Annotated in this window: 18 protein-coding genes and 1 other RNA gene; 14 read left to right on the forward strand and 5 right to left on the reverse strand. The window is 40.1% G+C overall.

Annotation, left to right across the window (positions count from 1 at the left end):
- Nucleotides 1-7 precede the first annotated feature (7 nt).
- On the reverse strand, nt 8-1,408 hold the full coding sequence (locus FRX97_RS04930) for a dicarboxylate/amino acid:cation symporter (RefSeq protein WP_147014017.1): 1,401 nt from the start codon (nt 1,406-1,408) through the stop codon (nt 8-10).
- 83 nt (nt 1,409-1,491) lie between these two features.
- Here FRX97_RS04930 and hutI point away from each other — a divergent pair, with 83 nt between their 5' ends.
- From hutI to FRX97_RS04975, 9 genes are all read left to right on the forward strand, one after another.
- Complete coding sequence (gene hutI, locus FRX97_RS04935; RefSeq protein ID WP_147014019.1) at nt 1,492-2,748, forward strand: imidazolonepropionase; 1,257 nt, start codon at nt 1,492-1,494, stop codon at nt 2,746-2,748.
- Nucleotides 2,748-3,722 (forward strand): formimidoylglutamase, encoded by a 975-nt coding sequence (locus FRX97_RS04940; RefSeq protein ID WP_147014021.1) that lies wholly within the window; start codon nt 2,748-2,750, stop codon nt 3,720-3,722. The genes hutI and FRX97_RS04940 overlap by 1 nt, the downstream gene beginning before the upstream one ends.
- A complete protein-coding gene (locus tag FRX97_RS04945) occupies nt 3,722-5,992 on the forward strand; it encodes a patatin-like phospholipase domain-containing protein (protein ID WP_170227026.1) in 2,271 nt (756 codons plus the stop codon). The genes FRX97_RS04940 and FRX97_RS04945 overlap by 1 nt, the downstream gene beginning before the upstream one ends.
- Nucleotides 5,982-6,521, forward strand: a complete 540-nt coding sequence (locus FRX97_RS04950) for a DinB family protein (RefSeq protein ID WP_147014025.1) — start codon at nt 5,982-5,984, stop codon at nt 6,519-6,521. The genes FRX97_RS04945 and FRX97_RS04950 overlap by 11 nt, the downstream gene beginning before the upstream one ends.
- Nucleotides 6,514-6,858, forward strand: coding sequence for a translation initiation factor (locus tag FRX97_RS04955; RefSeq protein WP_147014027.1), 345 nt, complete (start codon nt 6,514-6,516; stop codon nt 6,856-6,858). The genes FRX97_RS04950 and FRX97_RS04955 overlap by 8 nt, the downstream gene beginning before the upstream one ends.
- 2 nt (nt 6,859-6,860) lie before the next feature.
- Nucleotides 6,861-8,042, forward strand: a complete 1,182-nt coding sequence (locus FRX97_RS04960) for a THUMP domain-containing class I SAM-dependent RNA methyltransferase (RefSeq protein ID WP_147014029.1) — start codon at nt 6,861-6,863, stop codon at nt 8,040-8,042.
- A 95-nt stretch (nt 8,043-8,137) separates the two neighbouring features.
- Nucleotides 8,138-10,948 carry a TonB-dependent receptor gene (locus FRX97_RS04965; RefSeq protein ID WP_147014031.1) on the forward strand — a complete coding sequence of 937 codons (2,811 nt, stop codon included), beginning with the start codon at nt 8,138-8,140 and terminating at the stop codon, nt 10,946-10,948.
- Nucleotides 10,949-10,951: 3 nt separating this feature from the next.
- Nucleotides 10,952-12,361: a T9SS type A sorting domain-containing protein gene (locus tag FRX97_RS04970; RefSeq protein WP_170227027.1), complete on the forward strand. Its 1,410-nt coding sequence runs from the start codon at nt 10,952-10,954 to the stop codon at nt 12,359-12,361.
- 186 nt (nt 12,362-12,547) lie between these two features.
- The gene (locus tag FRX97_RS04975; protein ID WP_170227028.1) at nt 12,548-15,010 is read left to right on the forward strand and encodes an outer membrane beta-barrel family protein; all 2,463 of its coding nucleotides are present in this window, start codon (nt 12,548-12,550) and stop codon (nt 15,008-15,010) included.
- 120 nt (nt 15,011-15,130) lie between these two features.
- Here FRX97_RS04975 and FRX97_RS04980 read toward each other — a convergent pair whose 3' ends face one another.
- The 4 genes from FRX97_RS04980 to FRX97_RS04995 form a co-directional block, all read right to left on the reverse strand.
- Nucleotides 15,131-17,143, reverse strand: coding sequence for an alpha-ketoacid dehydrogenase subunit alpha/beta (locus tag FRX97_RS04980; protein WP_147014037.1), 2,013 nt, complete (start codon nt 17,141-17,143; stop codon nt 15,131-15,133).
- 79 nt (nt 17,144-17,222) lie between these two features.
- Nucleotides 17,223-18,989, reverse strand: a complete 1,767-nt coding sequence (locus tag FRX97_RS04985; RefSeq protein WP_147014039.1) for a DEAD/DEAH box helicase — start codon at nt 18,987-18,989, stop codon at nt 17,223-17,225.
- Nucleotides 18,990-19,064: 75 nt separating this feature from the next.
- An RNA gene (rnpB, locus tag FRX97_RS04990) (RNase P RNA component class A) lies at nt 19,065-19,451 on the reverse strand.
- Between the two features lie 5 nt (nt 19,452-19,456).
- Entirely contained in the window at nt 19,457-20,005 is a 549-nt protein-coding gene (locus FRX97_RS04995; protein WP_147014041.1) for a Smr/MutS family protein, read from the reverse strand.
- A 15-nt stretch (nt 20,006-20,020) separates the two neighbouring features.
- Between FRX97_RS04995 and FRX97_RS05000 the strand changes: the two genes are divergently transcribed.
- From FRX97_RS05000 to FRX97_RS05020, 5 genes are all read left to right on the forward strand, one after another.
- Nucleotides 20,021-20,587, forward strand: a complete 567-nt coding sequence (locus FRX97_RS05000; RefSeq protein WP_147014043.1) for an NUDIX domain-containing protein — start codon at nt 20,021-20,023, stop codon at nt 20,585-20,587.
- A 142-nt stretch (nt 20,588-20,729) separates the two neighbouring features.
- Nucleotides 20,730-21,827 (forward strand): chorismate mutase, encoded by a 1,098-nt coding sequence (locus tag FRX97_RS05005; RefSeq protein ID WP_223266566.1) that lies wholly within the window; start codon nt 20,730-20,732, stop codon nt 21,825-21,827.
- Nucleotides 21,828-21,854: 27 nt separating this feature from the next.
- Nucleotides 21,855-23,075 (forward strand): 3-phosphoshikimate 1-carboxyvinyltransferase, encoded by a 1,221-nt coding sequence (locus FRX97_RS05010; RefSeq protein ID WP_147014047.1) that lies wholly within the window; start codon nt 21,855-21,857, stop codon nt 23,073-23,075.
- Entirely contained in the window at nt 23,075-24,166 is a 1,092-nt protein-coding gene (aroC, locus tag FRX97_RS05015) for a chorismate synthase (protein ID WP_147014049.1), read from the forward strand. The genes FRX97_RS05010 and aroC overlap by 1 nt, the downstream gene beginning before the upstream one ends.
- 18 nt (nt 24,167-24,184) lie before the next feature.
- Nucleotides 24,185-24,859 (forward strand): SDR family oxidoreductase, encoded by a 675-nt coding sequence (locus FRX97_RS05020; RefSeq protein WP_147014051.1) that lies wholly within the window; start codon nt 24,185-24,187, stop codon nt 24,857-24,859.
- Nucleotides 24,860-24,892 lie beyond the last annotated feature (33 nt).

A 24,892-nucleotide genomic window follows, 5' to 3' on the forward strand; every position in this document is an offset into this window, starting at 1 on the left:
AGCAAAATCAATCTTTCGCCAATTCGCCTTCGCTTTGTGCAATGATTGTAGAAACCGTTGCATCTCCTGTTACGTTCACTACCGTTCTACACATGTCTAGAATCCTATCAACTGGGAAAATAATGGCAATCCAGGCTGGATTCAAGCCAACGCTTTCCAAAACAATTATTAACATTATCAACCCTGCACTCGGAACCGCAGCAGACCCAATAGATGCTAAAGTTGCCGTTAGAATTATCATAAGCTGCTGGCCTAAGGTTAAATCTACCATGTGAAACTGAGCAAGGAAAATTACTGCCACAGCTTGGTACAAAGAGGTACCATCCATATTTACGGTTGCTCCAATAGGAAGTACAAAACTGCTTATAGATTTAGGAACCTTTAAATTCTCATTTACACATTCCATTGTTACAGGAAGCGTGGCAGCACTTGAGCTAGTTGAAAAAGCTAACATCTGTGCAGGCCCAAGAGCTTTAAAGAACTTCTTGTAGGACATTTTCTTTTTTAAGGAAGTTAAAACCAAGGGGTAAATTCCAAATACCATGGCTGCTAAACCTACAACTACCGTTAAGGAGTACCATCCCAATCCTTTGAAAATTTCAATAACCTTTCCGGGGTCATCGCCAGCCATTTTAGAGACCACTCCAGCTAACAAGGCAAATACAAAAAAGGGTGCTGCTTTCATGATAACATCCACCATCTTTAAAAACACCTCATTCATTCCATCCACAAAATCTATTACCGGTTTGGCATATTTTTTCTCTATGGATAAAAGGCAAACCCCAAAAAATAAGGCGAAGCAAATCACCTGTAACATCAAGCCATTATTAGACAGTGACAGGAACAAGTTTCCAGGAACCATATCTACCAAAAATTGAAGAGGGCCAGCCTCCTTTTGTTTCTTAGCCTGCTCCATTTTATCACTTAAATCTGGACCAGATGCAGGTTTAGACTCCACCGCTTCTCCAGATTCTGAAGCTACTTTTTGCTCGCCATCTATAAGTTCAACACCATCTTTTTGCGCAACCCAATTCTCATAGGCTCGCCTATTTTCGATACGCTGATTTTCATCCACCAACTTACCTGGTTGTACAGTATTTACTAAGGCTAAACCTATAGAAACAGCGGTTACCGTAGTAACGAGATATATTAGAATGGTCTTTAATCCCAGTCGCCCCAGTTTGCTAACATCGTGCAAACCTGTTATCCCTTTTATAATGGAGAACAACACAAGAGGTACTGCTATCATTTTAAGTGCACGGATAAATATGGTTCCAAAAGGATCTATCCAGTCTACCGTAAACTGACTAATTCCCAATGCACTACTTACAACTGCAAATATGATTCCCGCAACTAAACCGGCTATGATTTTAATATGAAGAGGACTCTTCTTGTATTTTTTCCACATAAATTTTTGGCTATAGCTGCAAAAATAGAATTCTATTAAGATCAGAGCAGGTAGTAATTTCCTAATGAGATATATTCGCGATTATGGAGCAAACCAAGGTACTTATAAAGAATATCAAGGCACTTTATCTCGCCGATGAAAATATAGCTGCCCCCCTAGTAGGATCAAAGATGAAGGACCTACCCTTCCTTGAAAATGCATACTTAGCAGTAGAAGGCGATCACATAGTAGGTTATGGCCTTATGGAGGACTGGGAAGGCATAACCGATTGGAACAACCTAGAAATTATAGACGCGGACAACCAAATTATATATCCCACCTACTGTGATAGCCATACCCACATGGTTTTTGCAAATTCTCGAGAAGAAGAATTCGAGGATAGAATAAAGGGACTTAGCTACGAGGAAATTGCCCAGAGAGGTGGCGGTATTTTAAACTCTGCAAAAGCACTTCAACAAAAAGATGAAGACACACTTTTCCAGGAGGCAAAACAGCGGTTAGATAAACTCATTAAGTTAGGTACCGGTGCCATAGAAATAAAAAGTGGATACGGCCTTACGAAAGATGCAGAACTAAAGATGTTGCGTGTGGCTAAGCGGCTTCAGAAAGAAATGCCTATACCCATTAAGACTACATTCCTAGGCGCTCATGCCATTCCACCCGAATACAAAGAAAAACCAGATGCCTATGTTGACTTAATCATAAACGAAATGCTACCCGCTGTAGCCGAAGAGAAACTAGCAGATTACATAGATGCCTTTTGCGAGAAGGGATATTTTACAGCCGAACAGACTGAACGCGTTATTGATGCAGGTGCCAAATACGGTCTTAAAGCAAAAATTCACGTTAACCAATTTAATGCCATGGGCGGTGTAGAACTTTGCTGCAAAAAGGGCGCTATAAGTGTAGACCACCTGGAAATTCTAACCGATAAAGACATAGCCGCATTAAAAAATAGCTCAACTATGGCGGTTGGACTCCCCTCCTGTTCTTTTTTCTTGGGGCTAGACTACACCGATGGGAAAAAATTAATTTCGGAGAATATACCCCTTGCCATTGCAAGTGATTTTAACCCAGGATCTACACCCAGTGGAAATATGAACTTCGTATTTTCCTTAGCATGTGTTAAAATGAAGCTACTTCCTACCGAAGCTTTGGCAGCGCTTACAATAAACGGTGCAAAAGCTATGGAGTTAGACAAGGAAGTGGGTAGTATTAGCGTTGGTAAGAAGGCAAATTTCATTATCACCAAACCCGTTAAGAATTTAGCATATATCCCGTATTCATTCGGAGAAAACAATATCGACAAGGTCTTCATCAACGGAAAAGAATACAAATAATGTTAGAGCACCTAAACAAAGGAGATTATATAAAACCCAGACAGGGCGAAACCAAATTAGGAGAAGATTTCATCTGGTTGGGTAGAGATTGGCGAGATGAGATGACTTCCGATCAATTGAAATATGTAATTGTAGGTGTGCGGGAGGATTTTGGACCCAGAGCCAACTTGGGCAAGCCAGGGGCGAAGGACTTTTTCGATGCTTTTCTTACTACTTGGTGTAATTTTCAATCAAACCAGTTCCTAAATGGCAAGGAAGTGGCAGTGCTTGGCTGTGTTGATTTTGCCAAAAATTTAAAGATTTCAAAAAGCTCCACCTATAGCCTCTCAGAATTGCGCCAAGGGGTTGAGAAAATGGATGAAATTTTGTGGACCATCCTTAAAGATGTCTACAAGCAAAACAAAATCCCAATTTTGGTAGGAGGCGGTCATAACAATGCTTTCCCACTTATTAAAGGAGCAGCCGTAGCTTTTAACAACGCCATTCAGGCACTTAACTTTGATGCGCACAGCGACTTTAGAAATACCCAGGAAGGAAGACATTCGGGAAACAGCTTTTCTTTAGCCATGGAGTCAGGTTTTTTGGATTATTACTGCGTGGCGGGACTCCACAAAAACTACAACAGCCAATATTTAATAGATACCATGGATGCTAAAAAGATAGCAACTTTGTATCTCGAAGACATTCCGATCGGTGCCTCCGAAGAATTTCTAAATCAGTGGATAGAGGTAAAATTAAAATCAAACCGAAAGTTGGGGATAGAAATTGATATGGATGGCATTGAAAATATAAAATCAAGCGCCCAAAGCCCCTATGGATTTTCATTGAGGACAATGAGAAATTTAATCCAGTATCTTGCAGGCGACAAAAGAATCTGTTACCTTAATATCACCGAAGCAATTCCGGACGAAAACAACCAGAGTGCAAAGGCTGCATCATATTTAGTTGGCGATTTTATTAACCGAAAAACTTAATGGCATTAACGAGAATTTCCATACGAGAGAGGCTACTTAGGTTTTTCTATTTTTTCCCTTTCCAATTGATGATTCTTCACATCAAAAAGAATCATCTTTTACTTTTTAGTTGGATTATAATTTTCGCCTATTTATCTGGAAATTTAGCAACCAAATACGGGGTATCCATTTTATTCTTGTACCCAGAATATTTAGGGGAAAACAACTATATCGCCTTTGCCATTTTAGGATTTTCCGCAGGCGGATTTATAATGGCCTTTAACCTTTATAGCTATATAATGCATGGCTTTAGATTCCCATTTATTGCCTCACTGTCTCGCCCCTTTCTTAAGTTTTCCATCAACAATTTTATAATCCCACTCCTATTTGTAATCTATTACTGCTACTATTCAGCAGATTATCAATTAAACAAAGAGTTAATTCCTGGAGACAAGGTATTCTTTAATTTACTTGGTTTTATTGGCGGATTATTTCTTTTCTGCCTCATTTCCTTCGCCTACTTTCTCTCTACCAATAAAGATGTCTTTCGATTTGTGAAAGCTAGAAAAGGACTTTCTGAAGGCTTTGGTTTAATAAAAGACAAAAAGAGCTTAAAGAAAGAAAATCAGCGTTGGCAGAATTTAAGGCAAAACAGAAGAACCTGGAGGGTTGAGACCTACCTTAAAAGTTTTTTAAAAGTAGGATTAGCAAGAGATAGCATTCATTATAACAATGAGATTATTGCTAAGATTTTAGCTCAAAATCACATAAACGCATCCATCTTCGAAATCATTGTAATTATATCGTTTTTGGTAATTGGGTCTTTAAGAGAGTATGCGCTTTTTATGATTCCAGCAGCCGCAAGTTTATTCCTTCTTTTTACCATGTTATTAATGATTATTAGCGCATTGTACTCTTGGTTTAAAGGATGGACCATTTCGGTTATTATACTCCTGGTGCTTATTATCAATTCGGCATCTTCCGAAACCAACATACTAAACAAAGAGAGTAGAGGATTTGGATTGAACTATGACAGTAGAACTCCATACAACGAATATGTACGTTCTGGATTCCCAGATGAAGAGAAGCGTGAGCAGGACAGGGCGATAACCCTAGAGATGCTTAATAATTGGAAGGATAAGATTCGTAAAAAATACGGAAAGCGTAAGCCTAAAATGATCCTGCTTAATTCTAGTGGAGGCGGGATGCGTTCTGCGCTATGGAATTTTAAACTCCTAAATTATTTGGATAGTGTTACTCAGGGTGCTTTCTACGATCACGTTGTTTTAATCACCGGTTCATCAGGAGGGATGCTGGGGCAATCATATTTCAGAGAGATTAAACTAAGAACCCAACAAGGACATGACATCCAAGCCCCCTTGAATTATTACCCGAAATTGGGGAAAGATATTCTAAACCCTATTGCCTTTAGCTTGGTAACAAATGACTTGTTCATTCGATATCAAAGAATTAAAGACAACGACTTTTCTTACGTTAAAGACCGAGGCTATGCATTTGAGAAAGCCTTTAACGAAAACACCAATTACTTTCTAGACAAACGGATGGGAGATTACACAATGCCTGAACGAAAGGCGGAGATCCCCATGATGATTATTACCCCGTCTATTGTTAACGATGCTCGGAAATTATTAATCGCTAGTAACCCCGTAGGTTACCTTACGACAAATCCCGATGAGGAGTCTCGTCCTCTGCTGGAAAACATTGAAATGGCACATTTACTCGCGGCCAGTCAACCTTTGGATTTAAAATTTACATCGGCCTTACGGATGAGTTCAACCTTTCCCTACATCCTACCTTCGGTAACCCTTCCTACTTACCCAGGAATAGATGTTATAGATGCCGGGTTGAGAGATAATTACGGGCTCACCACCTCCATTGCATTTGCATCTGAATTCGAAGACTGGATAGCGAGAAATACTTCCGGAGTAATATTTCTTCAAATGAGGGATTTACAAAAAGTGGCATCGGTAAATAAAAACATCAATTCCACCTTCCTCAAAAAACTAATATCTCCCTTAGAGACGGTTTATGGAAATATTTTTAATGTCCATAATTTCAACCAGGATCAAATTTGGAAACAATTTACAAGTGGAAGTAAAATCAAGGCTGAAACAGTTATCATTACCTTGCAGCGTTCTAGAAAAGATAAGATTTCCCTTTCCTGGCATTTAAGTCAAAAAGAAAAACAATACATAACGCAGAGTTTACAAGAACCCGGCAACTATCCGGAGATTGAAAACCTGCTCAATAAATTATCCAATGGGCGCTAACAAGCTTTCAAAAATCCATAATAAGCTAACCCTTATGCAAATTGAGGATTTAGACCGATTATCAGAGTTTCAAGACATCGATCTTCAAAGAGAAACAAGTGAAAGTAAATGGTCTGCTATACAGGTTTTAAACCATTTGTACATGACCGAAAAGGGCACCATAAATTTCCTGGAAAAATCTTTGGGCAAGTCGGATGAATTGGGAAAGGTTAATTTCAAAAATAGATTTAGAGCTTATCTTTTGCAGCGGTTTTTAAAATCGAAGAGAAAAGCAAAAGCCCCATCGAAACTTCCCGACCCTAAAAATGACACTAGCCTAGAAGAGTTAAAATCTAAGTTCGATCGGCTACATAGTCAGCACGATGAATTTCTTAACAAAGTACCTTCTAATATATTTGGTAAAACCGTATTCAAGCACCCCTACATAGGGTGGATGGAAATAAATGATGTCTACAGGTTTATGGCTAATCACTGGGCCCACCACAGACATCAATTAGAAAGAATTGAGAAAGATTTAAAAAATGGGTAAAAGCAAAAAGAACCGCGTAAATGTAGTTTACTCTACAAATCCAGATTTTGATTACGACCACGACGATCACGAAGAGGAAGAAACACTTCCTCCATCGGAGCAACAGCTTAAAGTGTGGATAGACAAGAAACAAAGAGCCGGAAAAGAAGCTTCCATTGTAAAAGGGTTTGTGGGTAGCGCAGACGATTTAAAGCAGTTAGCTAAGGAAATAAAACAAGCGTGTGGAACGGGCGGCTCCGCTAAGGATGGAGAAATTATTATACAAGGGGATAAGAGAGACGCAATCGTAAATTATTTAATAAAAAAGGGATATAAAGCCAAAAAGGCAGGTGGATAAATATGGCGCATAAATCGCATTGGATTGCAAAAACCTTCTTCGGATTAGAAGATGTGGTTGCGGAAGAACTCGAAGAGTTTGGAGCAACAGATATAGAACCAATTAAAAGGGCAGTTGCATTTTCAGCAGAACCAAAAACACTTTATAAAATTTTAATGGGCATTAGATCTGCCCATTTTGTGCTTAAGGAACTATACCAATTTCAAGCCAGCAATCCAGAGGAATTGTACCAAGGTATTATGTCTCGAAATTGGGATAAGCATTTAGATGTCGACGGAACTTTTAAAGTTGAATCTGTCTGCTCCGGTGATCTGTTCACCCATAGCAAGTTTGTAGCGTTAAAAACCAAAGACGCCATTGCAGACTATTTTAGAGATCGCTTCGATAAAAGACCAAGCGTAGACTTCGACAATCCCCAGCTTATTGTGCACGTTCACATTAATCAGGATAAGGTAAGGGTATTGCTAAACACCTGCAACGAGCCATTATTTAAAAGGTCCTACCGACAGGAAACGGGCAAAGCTCCAATTAATGAGTGCTTGGCCGCTGGAATTCTATTAAAGGCAGGCTGGAAAAAATACGACACCCTGTGGGACCCCATGTGTGGTGCGGGTACATTCGGAATTGAAGCTGCCATGATAAAACGCAACATTGCACCTAATCTGGACCGTAGATTCTTCGGGATTGAGCATTGGCCAGATTTTGTTAAGGATGATTTTGTTGCCGCCAAAAGAGAGTTACGAAACCAAATTGATGGAGCTGTAAACTTTAAAATAAACGCCTCAGATATCGATCGCCGCGTGCTGGATGCTGCAAGAAGAAATGCAGAAAACGCAGGTGTGGAACACGATATAAAATACTACCGATCAGACATAAGAAATCCACTCATTACAGATGACGAGAATGGTTTGGTAGTTGTTAACCCGCCCTACGACCACCGTTTGAACCCACAGAATATTCTGGACCTTTACCAGGCTATGGGCGACTCGTTTAAAAAGAATTTTACGGGTAAAAAAGTTTACGTGATTTCTTCTAACCGGGAAGCCATGAAGAATATTGCTTTGCGGCCATCGAAGAAACATACCGTATTTAATGGAGGACTGGAATGTATGCTATATAAATACGAGATTTTTTCCGGCGATCTTAAAAGTCACAAATCCAAGCAAAACAGAGATAAAAGTTAAATAAAGACCGACGGGAGATTTACATTACCAAAAAAATAAATTTATTTAGCGGGTGAATCATTTAACCTTACTCGGACCCCAATAGAATAAAGCTGATGAGAGGATTTATAACGTTAGTATTTGCATTATCTATCTGCCTAATAACCAACGGTCAGTATAAAGTTTCAGGTGTTGTAAAAGATGCTAGAAGCAAAGAAACACTGATCGGTGCAGCAGTAATTATTAAAGGAAAATCTAGTGGTGTAACCACGGATATTGACGGGAATTTCGAATTAAATATTCCTGGAAATGCACCAACGGTTATTATGGTTAGCTACTTAGGTTACCAACCTCAAGAAAAAACTGTTAGTCCATCGAATAACAAGGTTGACTTCCTTCTGGAGACCAACCAAGTGGTAATGAAAGAGGTTAAAATTGTTGGACAGAGGGTTGAGGAAAAATTAAGAGAAGCTCCTGTAACCATCGAAAGAATGGGTATTAAGGAAATTAAACAAACCCCCGCTGCCGGTTTCTACGAAGGTCTGGCAAATTTAAAGGGTGTGGATATGACCTCTGCTTCCTTAGGGTTTAAGGTAATTAATACCAGAGGATTCAACTCCACCAGCCCTGTTAGAACCATACAGCTTATTGATGGTGTAGACAACCAAGCTCCTGGTCTTAATTTCTCATTAGGGAACTTTGTTGGAGTATCAGAATTAGATGTAGAGAAAGTAGATATTGTAGTTGGAGCGAACTCTGCAACCTACGGCCCCAATGCATTTAATGGTGTTATCTCCATGACAACCAAGGATCCTTATAAGTATGAAGGATTAGAACTACAGGTTAAAGGTGCGGAAAGAAACTTTGCCGAAATAGCAATGCGTTACGCTCACGTATCCGGAGAGTTAAATGAGGATGGTACCGATGAACTCCAAAATGCATTAGCTAGATTCAACAACAAGGTTCTTAAAGATAGATTTGCATACAAATTCAATGCATACTATCTAACTGCAGATGACTGGGAAGCAACCAATTACGACACCACACTCGGAGTAAAAGAAGTATTAGACTCAGAGATTAAAACTTCCGCAGAAGGCTACGACGCTATTAACATTTATGGGGAATCCCTTTACGGTTCTAGAACAGCAGTATATAATCCAGCAATCCTTCCAGGAACTGTTGGAAGAACTGCTGTGTACAGAACTGGATATAGAGAAGAAGACCTTACCAACTACGAAACCTACTCCCTAAAATTATCGGGTGCAGCATATTACAAGCTTCCAGAGAATTTTGGTACCGTAAGTTATTGGCAAAACTATGCCTTAGGAACTACGGTTTATCAGGGTGATAACCGTTATTCGGTTAAGGACATTACCTTCCGCCAGCAAAAGTTAGAGTGGGATCACAAAAACTTTAATATTAAGGCATACCAAACCAAAGAGGACGCAGGAAACTCATACGACCTTGTATTTACCGCGCAACAGCTTTTAAGAAGACAAAAAGAAGATTTCCGTTGGTTTAACGATTATACTCGTGGGTATCGCGAGGCATACAGGGATAGTGGATACTCGGTTCAACAATCTTTTGAATACGCAAGAGCATTTGCGAATAGTGAAACCAACAATGGTGGTAAGTATTTAGTGCCAGGAACTCCAGAGTTTGAAGCGGAGTTTAATAAGATTACCTCCAACCCTTCTTTTCAAGATGGAGGTACCCGTTTTGCAGATGCATCCAGCCTAAAACACATTGAGTTTAAAACGAATTTCGATTTAACTAAGATTAAATCGTGGTTACCGGAGACCTTTAAGTTTGGTGGTAACTATAGATTGTACGACCCAAACTCATTTGGAACCATTTTCTCGGATACCTTAATTGATAGAAATGACATCAGCAAGGGATTCGTTGACATTTCGGTATGGGAATATGGAGCTTTTACCAATTTCGAGAAAGATGTAACCACACTAGAAAAGAGTAAAGTAGGAGTTAAATTAATCGGTTCATTGCGCTACGATAACCACCAAAATTTCGATCCTTTCTTCACGCCAGCATTAAGTGCAGTAATTTCTACCTCTAATACCGACAATATTCGTTTAACCTATACCACCGCAAGAAGAAACCCAACACTTCAGGATCAATATCTATTGTATGATATTGGTGTTGCTAGATTAAAGGGTAATATCAATGGTGAAGCTATTGTTTCTCTTGAAAATTACTTCGATCCAGAAGACGGTTACCTTGCTACAGGACGTCCAAAGGTGGAAACTATCGCGCCAGTTAGACCCGAGCGTGTTGAAACTTTTGAAATTGGATATAAAGGAATCATGTTTAGAAACCTTTATGTGGATGCAAGTTATTATCAAAGTAAATACAACGATTTCTTAGGATATATCATTGCTTTTGATTTCAATGATAGTACCCAGGTACAAGGTGGAACATACGTATACGACATAGATAGCAAGCCAACGCGTTTTGCAGCTAACTCGATTTCCACTGTTGAAACGCAAGGATTCTCGGTTGGATTAAATTACTACTTCCCACAGTACTTTAGCATAAATGGTAACTACACATGGTCTAAATTAACTAAGACCAATGAGGATGATCCACTTATCCCATTCTTCAACACACCAGAGCATAAATTCAATATTGGTGTTGGGTTAAGAGGATGGAAGAACTTTGGAGCTAACATTACATATAGATGGGTGGAAGGCTTTGATTATTTTGGTTCACCACAGTTTTCAGGTCCTGTTCCAACCTATGGTTTAGTAGATGCACAGGTGAATTACGAAATACCTGATTACAACCTAACCTTTAAATTAGGAGCGTCAAATATTCTTAATAATTTACATTTTGAAGCATATGGTGCGCCATTTATTGGTAGATTGGCATACTTTTCAGTAAATTATGGCTTTAACAAAAACGGAAAATAAATGATGAAAAAATTACTATTTATCGCGGTTTGCTTGGCTTGTTTTGCTTTGAGCACCAACGCACAAACTCGTTATTACAACGATGTTTTCACTGAAGTAACCGTTACTTCTGATGTACAGTATGGAGTTGGATTGAACGCCCAAAACCAATCGGTAGATTTGTTTTTGGACATCTATGAACCAACTGGAGATAACATCAATAAGCGTATTCCTATTATTGTTTCTCACGGTGGTTCTTTCCTACCTGGACAAGGAGCTAAAACGGATCCTTACATTGTAGATTACGCAAATGCAATGGCGAAAAAAGGATATGTTGTATTTGCTATTACCTACAGAGTTGGATGGGTACCTAACATTTCTTCTCAAGAACAATCTTCTAGACAAATTCTTCCTGCGGCTTGGAGAGCAATTCAAGATTACAAATCTGCAGTTCGCTTTTTAAGAAAAACAGTTGCAGAGGATGGAAACCTGTACAGAATTGATGGTACCAACATTATTGGTGCTGGATTCGGTGCGGGTGGATACCTTCCAACAAACATGGAGGCTATTGACAGAGGAGCTGAATTATTCCTTCCAGAATTACAGCAAAAAAATGAATTAACTGGACAGCCTAACGGAACTCCTTACATCGATACTACCATCCAAAACCTTGGTGGTGTAGCGTACAAATCCGGACCAAACTCTAGCTACGATTGGTCTATTCCTTTCATTGCTAACTATTCTGGTGCTGTACCAACGCTTAAAGTATTTGATACCGGTGATTTCCCATTGATTATTTCTGTTCACTCGGAAGATGATGAGGCAACTCCGTACAGAACTGACTTAGTATACGCATCTGGAACTTTCCCTATTATCGAGGTTAGTGGTTCTTACTCCATCCACGAAAAACTTGATGGAATGGGTAAAAATGGATTCTTTAAAACAGAAAACAGGGATGGTTACAAGCAAGTAAGAATTCCAGAAGACACTCCAGAAAGCAACATGTACAAGAAAGGCTTATTAACTTTCCCTGGCGAAGTATACATGTGGTCTTCTAGCAACGACACTTACGATCAAAACTACGACCCTACTTATAAAGCTTGGATGGATAGTGTTACTACTTTCTCTGCAGCTCGTATGCAAAAGTGGATTGCAACTACTACAGGTATTGAAACTGTTAGCATTAACGAAAGTGCTACCAAATTCTCTGTTTTCCCTAACCCAGGTAAGGACCTTGTTACTGTAAAAAGTAATGACTTCTCTCTAAACCCTGAGCGTATTGAGTTTATGGATATTGCTGGACGTGTAGCATTGAGTACAGAAATGAACAGCATGAAAGAAACCATTAATATTTCAAATCTAAAATCAGGTATATACTACATTAAAGTTCACGCGAACAACAAGCAGTATATCCACCGTTTTGTTAAAGATTAGGTTCAGTTAAGAATCAAATTAGAAGAGCCCTTCGCAATGCGAGGGGCTTTTTTTTGCCCTAAATCCAATTGTGAAATATTGCCAAAGCCTCCACATTTTGACCATCCAATTAGATTTTACCCCAGTAATCCCAATTTGGAGCTGTACTTTTGCCGCTCTTTTTTCCTTTGTATAAAATACCGTACCATGGCAAAGTCTACATACCTTTTACTCCTACCCCTCTTTCTAGTTCAATTAGCATTTGGGCAGCAGCAATATACTGGTGCTAAGCTTGGATCAATTTCGGGAACTATAATCGATGCGGAAACCAAAAAAGGCATAGAATACGCCACCATATCATTACACCTGGTAAATGATTCGAGTCTTGTAACCGGAACAACTGCTAAATCAGATGGATCTTTCGAGTTATCAAAGGTTAATCTAGGTAAGTATTATCTCAGAATCGGGTTTATCGGTTATCAAGCCAAGTATGTCCCTAATGTTAACCTTACCAAGGAATTAAATGAAATCGAATTGGGTGTTATTGCCCTTTCCGGCTCCTATAGCGACCTCCAAGAGGTAGAGGTTACCGCCGAAAAGCGCCAGATGGAAACCATGATCGACAAAAAAATCTTCAACGTAGACAAAACTCCTGCAGCTGCCGGAGGAGATGGTTTAGAAGTATTAAGAAATGTACCCTCAGTGGAGGTAGATATAGACGGAAACATTAGTTTAAGGGGTGAATCCAATGTAAATATATTAGTAGATGGACGCCCTATTAATATGTCTGCTTCTCAATATTTACAAAGTGTACCAGCTTCCTCAATTGAAAAAATAGAGTTGATTACCAACCCATCTGCTAAATATGATCCAGAAGGGACTTCAGGTATCATTAACATTATCATGAAAAAGGACCGGAAAGGTGGATTTAACGGGAGTTTAAATAGCTCTATTGGACATGGTATCTACACAAAAACGAACAACTCACTTGCACTTAATTATAGAAAAGGAAAATTCAATGTTTCCAGCTCTTTAAGTGCCAACCTTTCTAAGACCTGGTATGGAGGTAATAACGATAGGGACATCTTTTTGCCAGACACCAACTTTTACCAAACAACACGGGATAGCGGTTTCAATAAAAACAACAACTTAACAGGTAAAATAGGCCTCGACTATTTCTTAAATAATAAAACCACGCTTTACTTCTCTGGAACGGTAATGGACATAAGTGGAAACGGGGAACGCAAGATGAATTACCTCAACTACACTTCCGAAAGGAACTTGGTAAACGAATCAGGCAGAGACGCTTTTGCAGAATATACTATTGATGGCTATGCTCTTAATGGTGGAGTGCAACATAAATTTGAAAAAGAAGGGCATACCCTAGATTTAGATATTAACTACTCAGATAACGACCAGGCAACAAGCGAAAAATTCAGCCAACAATTCATCGATCCAAATGGAGAGTCTTTCGAGGCTCCCCTTTTTCAAAGACAAAGCAATACGGAGCTGAGAAGCGTATTCAACTCCAGGTTAGATTACGTTAACCCCCTTACCGATTCGGTAATATTTGAGGCGGGATTCCATACCACACTGAGAGATTTTGATAATGACATTTATCTGGATCAACAGGATAGCACCGGAACCTATCAGCCTATAGACTCCTTAAACAATAGATTCTTGTACGACGAAACGGTATATGCGTTATATACCACGCTAAGTAAAGAGTTTAAAAAATGGACTTTAAAGGGTGGGTTAAGATATGAGTACACCGGAATTAGAGGGAAATTGGTAAATACTGGTGAGGAAGCAAAGCCAACCTATAATTCTTTATTCCCCTCAGCATACATTTCTTATAAGCTAAGCCCTACAAACAATGTACAGGTAAGTTATACGAGAAGAATTAACCGCCCAAGCGAAAATCAGTTAAACCCATTTGCATCTTACGCAGACCCATACACAATTAGAACAGGTAACCCATTTTTACGTCCAGAATACATAGACGTTTATGAGCTGGGTTACAACAGCTACGGGAAAAAGGTGAACATAAACGCGTCGGTTTACATGCGAAAAGTAAATGACAGAATAGGTCGTTTCCTTCAGCTTAACGAGAATGGAACCAACGTGGTGTTATTCAGAAATTTTGATGATTCCTACGTATACGGAAGCGAGTTGATTCTTACCTACAACCCTTTCTCATGGTGGCGTACCACAACCAGTTTCAATTATTGGCACAGTAAATTCTCTAAGGAGGGAATTCTTGAAAACGTTGTTAACTTAAATAATAATGGATATTCCGTTTTCTTCAACTCCATGCACAACCTTAAAAAAGGGTGGATACTTCAGTGGAATGTAATGTATCGAGGTAAAATGAAAGTATTACAAGGTAACATTACCCCTATGTACGGTATGGACTTAAGCGCAAGAAAATCGATCCTAAACAATAAGGGTTCTATCTCCCTGAGAGTAAGCGACATTTTCAATATGCGCAGATTTGGTTTTGAAAGCATGCGCCTGGAAAATTACCAATACGAAACACTAAGAAGATGGGAATCTAGAACTGTATACCTAAGTTTCAACTACAATTTTGGTAAGCAGGATATGCCTCGTATCAATAGAAGACGAAACGACAATAGAGGTGGGGACGACTTACCTTCAACAGGATTTTAATATTTAATCAAAAAGCATTAATAAAGACCGTAAACCTTCTGTTAGCGGTCTTTTTGCTTTTCAGTATCCTAGTTTTGTATCTAATTGACCATCACACCGTTTTATTTAAACTGAGGAAGACTATAGTTGCAAAAGCTTTTCCACTGCCAATTTCAACCTCTCCTTTGGTAAAAACTGATTTTCTAAGTTCTTAGCAAAAGGAACTGGTGTATCTAAAGATCCCACTTTCATAACCGGTGCATCCAGATTAAAAAAGCAGTTCTCTTGAATTTTAGACACAATCTCTGAGGCCACTCCATAGGAAATGGTGTCCTCCTGAAGTACTATGGCCTTGTTACACTTATTTACAGAAGCATAAATACTGTCCCAGTCCATAGGAACCAATGTTCTCAGATCTAAGACTTCAATGGAAGCATCTACGGAATCGGCAACTTCCATAGCCCAATGCACACCGAGACCATAAGTAATTATAGTAAGTGCATCTCCCTCTATGGCAATAGATGCTTTCCCTTCATCTACTGTATAAAATCCACTTGGAACTTGGGACTTTACCGTACGGTATAGATACTTATGCTCGAAGAATAACACTGGATTGTTATCTGCAATCGCTCGCAAAAGCAATCCTTTAGCGTCGTATGCATTAGAAGGAAAATAAACTTTTAATCCTGGAATTTTGGTAAACCAAGCCTCTAGGGACTGCGAATGGAAGGGGCCCGCCCCTACTCCTGCTCCCGTTGGCATTCTTACCACCACTTTTGGCTCGGCTCCCCAGCGATAATGGATTTTAGCTAAATTATTGGCTATTTGTGTCATTCCACAGGATACGAAATCGGCAAATTGCATTTCCACCATAGATCGCCCTCCTGCAATACCAAAACCAAGTGAAGTACCCAAAATAGCACTTTCACACAGCGGAGTATTGCGCACCCTTTCTTTGCCAAACTTTTCAGCCAAGCCTTCGGTAGCCTTAAAAACCCCACCATAATCGGCAATATCTTGCCCCATAAGAACCAATTCGGGATAGGAATCGAGCGCAACATCGAGCGCATCTTTAATTGCGTCAATCATGCGCATTTCAATTTTCTCTCCCGGTGACTCCTCCTTTAATTCAATATTCGAAGTGTACACATCGCGCATTTCCACCTCAGGATCTGGAATAATTTCGTCGTAGGCCAAAGCTTCATCCAAAGCCGTTTTAACCTTTTTCGCGTAGCTTTCTTCCATAGCGGCTAATTCCTCTAATCCAGCTATCCCCTCTCTGAGTAACAGCTCTTTTAAAGCCTCAACACCGTCCCTTTTACTCCATGTTTCACCTAGCCCTTCGGGGTAATACGCCGTACCCGACGCTTCTTCGTGTCCCCGCATTCGAAAGGTTACACATTCCGCCAGTAAAGGCTTACCGGTAGTTCTAACATAATCAGCAATGTCAGATAACTTTTGTTTAAGCTCCGTTGGATTATTCCCATCCAATTGCACAGCTTCCATACCGTAACCAACCGCCTTATCTATAAATTGCTTGCACTTATATTGCTCGTAATAAGGAGTAGACAATCCCCAATAATTATTCTCTACCACAAATAAAACGGGAAGGTCCCAAACCGCTGCCACATTCATAGCCTCATGGAAATCACCTTCACTGGTAGCTCCATCGCCAGTAAAGGCCAAAACGGCCTTTTTATCCTCTCTTAATTTATGGTTCAAGGCTAAGCCATCCGCTACACCTAACTGAGGGCCCAAGTGAGAAATCATTCCCACGAGATTATGTTCGGGAGCTCCGAAATGAAAAGACCTATCTCTTCCTTTGGTATAACCCTCAGCCTTACCCATAAATTGGGCAAACAATCTATTCAAGGGTACCTTCCTCGTAGTAAATACCCCCAAATTTCTATGCATGGTACAGATATATTCATCTGGATGCATAGCAGCTGCAGCACAGACTGAAAGAGTTTCTTGACCGAAGCCTGAAAACCACTTCGATATTTTACCTCCACGCAAGGCTGACAACATTTTATTTTCAATTACCCGAGGAAGTAACAGCTGCTTATACAGATTAAGCAATTCCTTATCTGAAAATCCACTCTTCCCTACACTTAGTGGGCTAAAGGCATTTATGGGTCTATTGTCTACGAACATGCCGCCAATTTAAATAATACTTGACGGCATAAACAATTAGAAAATAAAAAAGCCCCACGCTGGAGCGTGGGGCTTTGTTTTATTTGTGTTGGGTTCTTTTATGATAAGATTCATAAGGCTTTCGGTTTCCACCGCCGCTTCCACCATCTCTCCTTCGAGACGACCCACGGTCCTTGGATTTATATCCTCCGCCATCTCTTCTACGTCCTCCACCAGAGCGAGATCCTCCCCCTCTTGGTTCCTGACTTGAAAATTCGGCGCGAACTTCTCTTCCATCTATTTCTGCGCCGCGAAGGCTATCTACAACTTCGGATGCGAATTTATTTTCAACCTCTACAAAGCTGAATTGGTTTTTTAAATCAATTCTTCCAACAGCCTGAGCTGTTACTGCTGATCTAGAACAAACTAATCTTAGGATTGCTCCTTTATCAATACCATCCATTGTTCCAACGTTTACAAAAATACGTTGGAAGTTTCCATTTGATCTACTTTCTCTTCCACCCGACATACGAGACCTACTAGCGTCTACATTAAGATCTGGAGCGTTCTTGTAGTAATCGAATAGATTATTAAAATGGTTGGATACAAAGAGTGCGATAATTTCTTCGCGATCAAAATCTGCCAACTCCTCCGAAATATTCTCCAGATAAGTTTCCATCTCTTGCTGGTTAACTTCTGTGTTAACCACACGGTTAATGTATGCTCCAAGTTGACGACCACAGATATCTTTGGGCTCAGGAAGTTTCTCGTGCGCCAAAGATTGCTTCATAATGCGCTCGATATCTCTTACCTTACCCATATCTCTTGGGTCTACAATGGCAATAGACATTCCTTTTTTACCTGCTCTACCTGTTCTACCACTTCTATGTGTGTAGTTTTCTACATCGTCTGGTAACATATAGTGAATTACGTGGGTAATTTCATCCACGTCTATTCCACGTGCCGCAACATCCGTTGCAACCAGTACTTTGGTAGTCTTAGAACGGAATTTAGACATTACAGAATCCCTTTCTGCCTGAGAAAGATCTCCGTGTAATGGCTCTGCATTATAACCGTCTCTAGCAAGCTTTTCAGCTACTTCTCTAGTGTGGTTACGTGTGTTACAGAATACAATACCATAGATATCTGGATTAAAATCCAAAATTCGCTTCAAAGCTGGATATCTATTTCTTCCGTGTACAGTGATATACTTGTGAGAAATGGTTGTTGCGCTACTGTTTTTAGATCCTACCGTTATTTCCAACGGATCGGTCATAAAATTCTTAGCAATAGCCGCTACCTCTTTTGGCATGGTAGCAGAAAACAACCAAGTTCTTTTAGAATGTGGAGTATGAGAAAGGATAAAATCAATATCCTCCTTGAATCCCATGTTCAACATTTCATCGGCTTCATCTAACACGGCTATTTCCACCTGGTTAAAATCTACCTTTCCACGATTAATCAAATCGATTAACCTTCCTGGTGTTGCAACAACAATTTGAGACCCCTTTCTCAAATCCCTAATTTGTTTTTCTATGGAAGATCCTCCATAAACTGGGGTAATTCTTGCACCTACAAATTGACTACTGTACTCTTTAAGATCGCCCGAAATTTGCAAACACAACTCTCGAGTTGGACAGAGTACTACTGCTTGCGTAACTGGTTTACTAAAGTTAATAAGGTGCACAATTGGCAAACCGAAAGCAGCTGTTTTCCCTGTACCCGTCTGGGCCAATCCAACGAGATCTCTGTTGCTTTCGATTAGACTTGGGATAGCTTTTTCCTGTATTGCTGTCGGGTTTTCAAACCCAAGAGGAACAATAGCTTTTAAAACTTCTTCCCTAAGTCCTAACGATTCAAATGACATAAAAAAATATTAAGCGGCAAATGTACGATTAAAAAATGGGTAAAATGGTAAAGGCGCCCGGAAGGGCGCCTTTATTTCGTTCCAATACCTATAAGCCGGGTTCTGTACCACGCCGCAAGCGTGATGCCCATCATTTATCTAGCTGTAGCGTCACCACTACAGTCCATCGATCCACCCTCCTTGTCAATAAATTGTAGCCGGACAAGCTAGCACCCGAAGATGCACAAGGTTTACTTGATCTTTCAGCCCGTGAGGTTTACCATGCGCCTTATGTCACCACTCGGCCGGTGGGCTCTTACCCCACCTTTTCACCCTTACCGCGCCGGAGCGTGGCGGTTTGTTTTCTGCTGCACTGTCTGTACCACGCCCTAGGCGTGGTCCTTCCTGTTAGGAAGCACGGTTGTCCTATGCTGCCCAGACTTTCCTCCACGCCTAAGGCATGGCGATGAGCCAGTATTGGAATATCGTTAACGGTTTAGACCAAATAACTCAACGCTAATTGCTCCACCACCATATTTGTCAAATGATGCATCACTATATTGGATGTCCTCCAATTGATGTAACAAATTTAGTATTTCTGTACGTAGTATCCCTTTTCCCTTACCATGAATTACTGTAATAAACTTTACCCGATTTTTTCTGGCCACATCTACTACTTTTTTAAGATGGTTTAATTGGAATCTTAACGCATGTGCTATTCTCTGTTGCTCTTCCTCGCTAGTAATTTCCTCCATGTGCAAGTCAAGCTCCCAATGTTGACAAGATACCACAGTAACTCCCGCAGGATATTTATCAGCCTTTAATTGCTTGCTTTCTGATTTTTGCTCCCCTACTCCATTTCTAATCAATCGCCCATCCTGAAACATTAAATCAGCCGGATTTACCGCTATTTCAAATCCAAATTCATCTTCAACAATAAAATCACCACGCTCATTAGACCGCCTATATTCTACAACACCAGGCTCATTTATAAAGCATAACTTTGTACCTGGTCTTATGTCAGACGGATTTTTCATTGTTTAAAATATTTTATGAGCTCCAAAAATAATAGTCAAACCCAAATAGGTCCTTGGAAAAAAGTTAATTCCGAAATTCGTTACGAAAACCCCTGGATTAAGGTTACCCACGAGGATGTTATTCAACCAGATGGTAACAAGGGCATATATGGTAAGATTCACTTTAAAAACATTGCCATAGGAATTATTCCCATCTCCGAGGATGGCTATACCTGGCTCGTAGGGCAACATCGGTACCCGCTGGATGAGTACAGCTGGGAAATACCCGAAGGAGGGGGACCTCACCATATAGACCCTATTTTATCTGCACAACGCGAACTTAAGGAAGAAACTGGATTAGTTGCTAAGGATTGGAAGCTGATTCAAAAACTTCACATTAGCAATTCGGTATCTGATGAATACGCCCTAATATATTTAGCAACGGGATTATCCCAAGAAGCTCCATGCCCAGAAGGAACAGAGGAAATTAAAATTAAAAAAATTAAACTGGAGGAGGCAGTTAACATGGCCCTGGATGGTAAAATAACCGATTCCATGTCGGTAGCTGGACTTTTGAAAGTAGGACTCACAATCTTAAAATAATATTCTGAAAACACTTAACTAAAAGATGTAATGAAGAATAAAACATAAGTCAAAATCGTTTTTACATAAATTATCTACTCAAATTCCAACAATAAACTTTAATTTCGAACCCGCTTAGCCGAAATAGGTTATTACTATAGTTATGAATATTACACCCCTTAATGCATGGATCAGTAGCGAAAAGAAACCTTTTCTAATCGCTGGCCCCTGTAGTGCAGAAAGCGAAGCACAGATGGAGACCATCGCTTCTCAACTTAGCGAAATAAAAGCTGTAGGCATTTTGAGGGCGGGTATTTGGAAACCAAGAACCAGACCCGGAGATTTCGAAGGAGTGGGAGAAAAAGGGCTCCCATGGTTGGTGAATGCCGCCAAAAAATATGGCTATAAATCCGCCGCAGAAGTGGCAAACGCCTCCCACGTTGAGAAAGCTTTAAGTGCAGGTGTAGATATTTTATGGGTGGGTGCAAGAACTACAGTTAACCCCTTTTCGGTTCAAGAAATTGCCGACGCCTTGAAAGGAAAGGATATTCCTGTACTGGTTAAAAATCCCGTAAACCCAGATATTGGTTTATGGATGGGCGCAATAGAACGCCTCAACCGTGCAGGTATTACAAAATTGGCGGCAGTTCATCGAGGATTTTCTCCAGTCGAAAAAACACCTTTCAGAAACGAGCCTATGTGGGAAATTGCAATCGATCTGAAAAGAAAGTTACCTGAGCTCCCCATTATTTGCGACCCAAGTCACATTGGTGGAGACCGAGCCTTAATAGAAAGTGTTTCTCAAAAAGCCTTGGATTTAGACATGCAAGGGTTAATGATAGAAACACATCCAGATCCAGATAAAGCGTGGACAGACGCCAAACAACAGGTTAGTCCTAAACAACTTAAATCCATACTCGATAATCTTGTAATTAGAGTTCCACAAAGCGACGATCCTACTTTTAAAACTGTTTTAGAAGAACTGAGACAGGAAATAGATCTAATGGATGAAAAATTACTTCGCGTTCTGGCAGAGCGAATGAAGCTGGTGGAGAAAATCGGCGACTACAAGAAGGATAATGATATTACCATTTTACAAGTAGCCCGTTGGAATGAAATTGTAGAAACAAGAACAGCGTACGCTAAAAACTTGCAACTTAATAAGGATTTTACTCAAAAATTGCTGGAAATAATCCACTCCGAAAGCATTCGAAAGCAAAATGCTATTATGAATGACTTTAATGAGCCTTCAAAGGCGTAAATTACCCTCTTGAATTCATCCACTACCATGCAAACAAAAAAAGTTATCCTTCCCGGATCGAAATCAGAAACCAATAGGGGGCTTATATTACAACATATCACCCAAGGTAAATTTAAGGTTGAGAACCCATCCAATGCAGCGGATTCCAGATTATTGATGGACCTATTAAAACGCATTGAAAACAATGGTAATCTAGAGGATACATTAGTTTTAGATTGTGGTCCAGCTGGAACAACCTTTCGTTTTTTAACTGCTCTTTGTGCCTTCACGCCCGGAAAATATCTAATAACGGGAAGCGCAAGAATGAAGGAAAGACCCATCTCCGATTTGGTGGAGGCCCTCACGCTTATGGGTGCTCAGATCACATACCAGGAAAAGGAAGGTTATCCTCCACTTGCGATAAATGGATTAACTCCACCTAAAAAGGCAAGCACAAGGGTCGCATTAAATACATCGAGTCAATTTTTAAGTGCCCTTCTCCTTCTAAGCCCGTTTTTCGAAAAAGGATTAGAAATCAAAACAATTGGTAAGGGCGGATCCAAGCCCTACATTAATATGACTCTCGGTTTCTTAGAGATGCTCGGGGCGCAAATTAAAGTTTCAGATACCCGATATTTAATGGAGCTAAAAGAGCATAGAGCATGCAGCTATAGGGTAAATCCAGACTGGAGTGCTGCATCCTATTGGTATTTAATTGCATTAGCTCTGGATTCCAGCATAATTCTTTCGGGATTAAAAAAAGAAAGCCTACAGGGCGATGCTATTTTAACCAGTTTGTTTAAATCCTTTGGTATCAATACGCACTTCACCAACGAAGGAGCGCGTTTGGTAAATGGAGAGGGAGATAACACAGCATTTAATTACAATTTTTCGGATTGTCCCGATTTAGCCCAAAGTTTCATGATTGCCTGTGTACTCACTAAAAGAGAAGGCAACTTTGCAGGGTTGGATAGCTTGAAAGTAAAAGAAACCGACAGGATATTAGCCATGCAGCAGGAATTGGCCAAAATTGGATGGCGCTTGGAAGAGAAACCCAATGGAGACTATCACCTTTATCAGGAATCCGTAATACCAAAATCGGAAGTGGTCATTTCTACCTACGAAGACCATCGCATGGCCATGGCATTTGCTCCTCTGGCCATTCTAAATAAAAACATAGCAATATCCAATCCCGAGGTGGTAGACAAATCCTACCCCAATTTTTGGAAGGATATAAATAGCTTTAATTTAAAACCAAAATTTGCGTAGTGGCTGGAAATCAATTTGGAAAACTATTTACAGTAACCACCTTTGGCGAATCTCATGGATATGGAATTGGCGCCATTATAGATGGCTGTCCAGCTGGATTAGAGATCAATGAGGAGGAAATACAGGTAGAACTTGACCGAAGAAAACCAGGACAATCGAAGTTGGTAACTCAAAGAAAAGAGGGGGATATTGTTAGCATTCAGTCTGGAATTTTCGAAGGAATAACAACGGGTACTCCAATCTCTCTATTCATTAAAAATGAAGATCAAAAATCCAGGGATTACGACCATATTAAGAACCAATACCGACCTTCCCACGCCGATTATACTTACGATGCCAAATACGGTTTCCGCGACTATCGTGGAGGTGGAAGATCGTCGGCAAGGGAGACTGCTGCACGGGTAGCAGCTGGTGCCATCGCAAAAAAAATTCTGAAGGCTAAAGGAATTGAAATCCTTGCATTTGTAAACTCCGTAAAAGACATCTCAATTCCCAATGGGTATTTACCTTCTTCAAGGGAAGAGATAGATGCTTCCCCAACACGTTGTCCACACAAAGAGACCGCGGAAAAGATTGAACAATTGATTCTAAAAACCCGGAAAGAAGGAAACAGCGTAGGTGGAATAATAAGCACCCACATAACAGGAGTTCCTGCGGGCTTGGGTGAGCCTGTGTTCGATCGTCTTCATGCCGACCTAGGAAAGGCAATGCTAAGTATTAATGCAGTACAGGGATTTGAATATGGATCTGGATTTGATGGTTGCCGAAAAACGGGACTTGAAAACAATGATGCTTTTACTGAAGTAAGCGGTACGGAAGCCCAGACTAAAACCAACAACAGCGGTGGAATTCAAGGGGGCATTAGCAACGGTCAACCCATTTACTTTAAGGTGGGGTTTAAACCTACTGCCACATTAATGATAGATCAGGAAAGTGTAGACCAGACAGGCGAGCAAGTGGTTGTTAAAGGAAAAGGAAGACACGACCCCTGCGTATTACCAAGAGCGGTTCCCATTGTGGAAGCCATGGCTGCTTTGGTACTTTGCGATCACTTTTTGAGATCGAGAACAAACAGAATGAACCAATTGTAAAACATTAAAATAATTAGAATGAAAGGCGCAATCGTAACAGGATCAAGTAAAGGAATTGGATATGCTACCGTGAAATTACTCCTAGAAAAAGGATTTAAAGTGGTAGGCTGGTCAAGATCAAAAACGGAGATTGAACACGAAAATTTCCATCATTTACGGGTAGATGTATCCACTTACATGGATGTAGAATCTGCAGTTAAGGAAAGCGACAAAATTCTAAACGGTGAAATAGAAATTCTTGTGAACAATGCTGGATTCGGTAAACAGGAATATTTAATGGAATCGGATCCCAAGAATTTCGATGCCATGTTTGCAACCAATGTAAATGGATTGTATTACTGCACACGCCTTATAGCCCCCTTAATGGCAAAAAACAAAAAGGGGCATATTTTTAATATTGCTTCCATTGCTGGAACTATGGGAATAGAAAGCCTAAGTGGATACTGTGCCTCTAAATGGGCTGTTAGAGGATTCTCCCATAGTATCTTTAAGGAATTAAGAAAGGATGGAATAAAAGTTTCCTGCATCAATCCTGGTTCTGTCAACACTCACTTTTTCGATGATTTTGAAAACATTGAAGCAGACGATTCCATGATGAGTCCTGTAGACATTGCAAAATCGATGTGGTTTGCATACGAAACCAGTGACAATTTTCATGTTGTGGAAATGGAAATGCGTCCACTTAAACGATAGAAATCAGTTAACCATTTAATTTATAGCACTTTG

The sequence above is a fragment of the Luteibaculum oceani genome, from assembly GCF_007995015.1.
Taxonomy (GTDB): domain Bacteria; phylum Bacteroidota; class Bacteroidia; order Flavobacteriales_D; family Luteibaculaceae; genus Luteibaculum; species Luteibaculum oceani.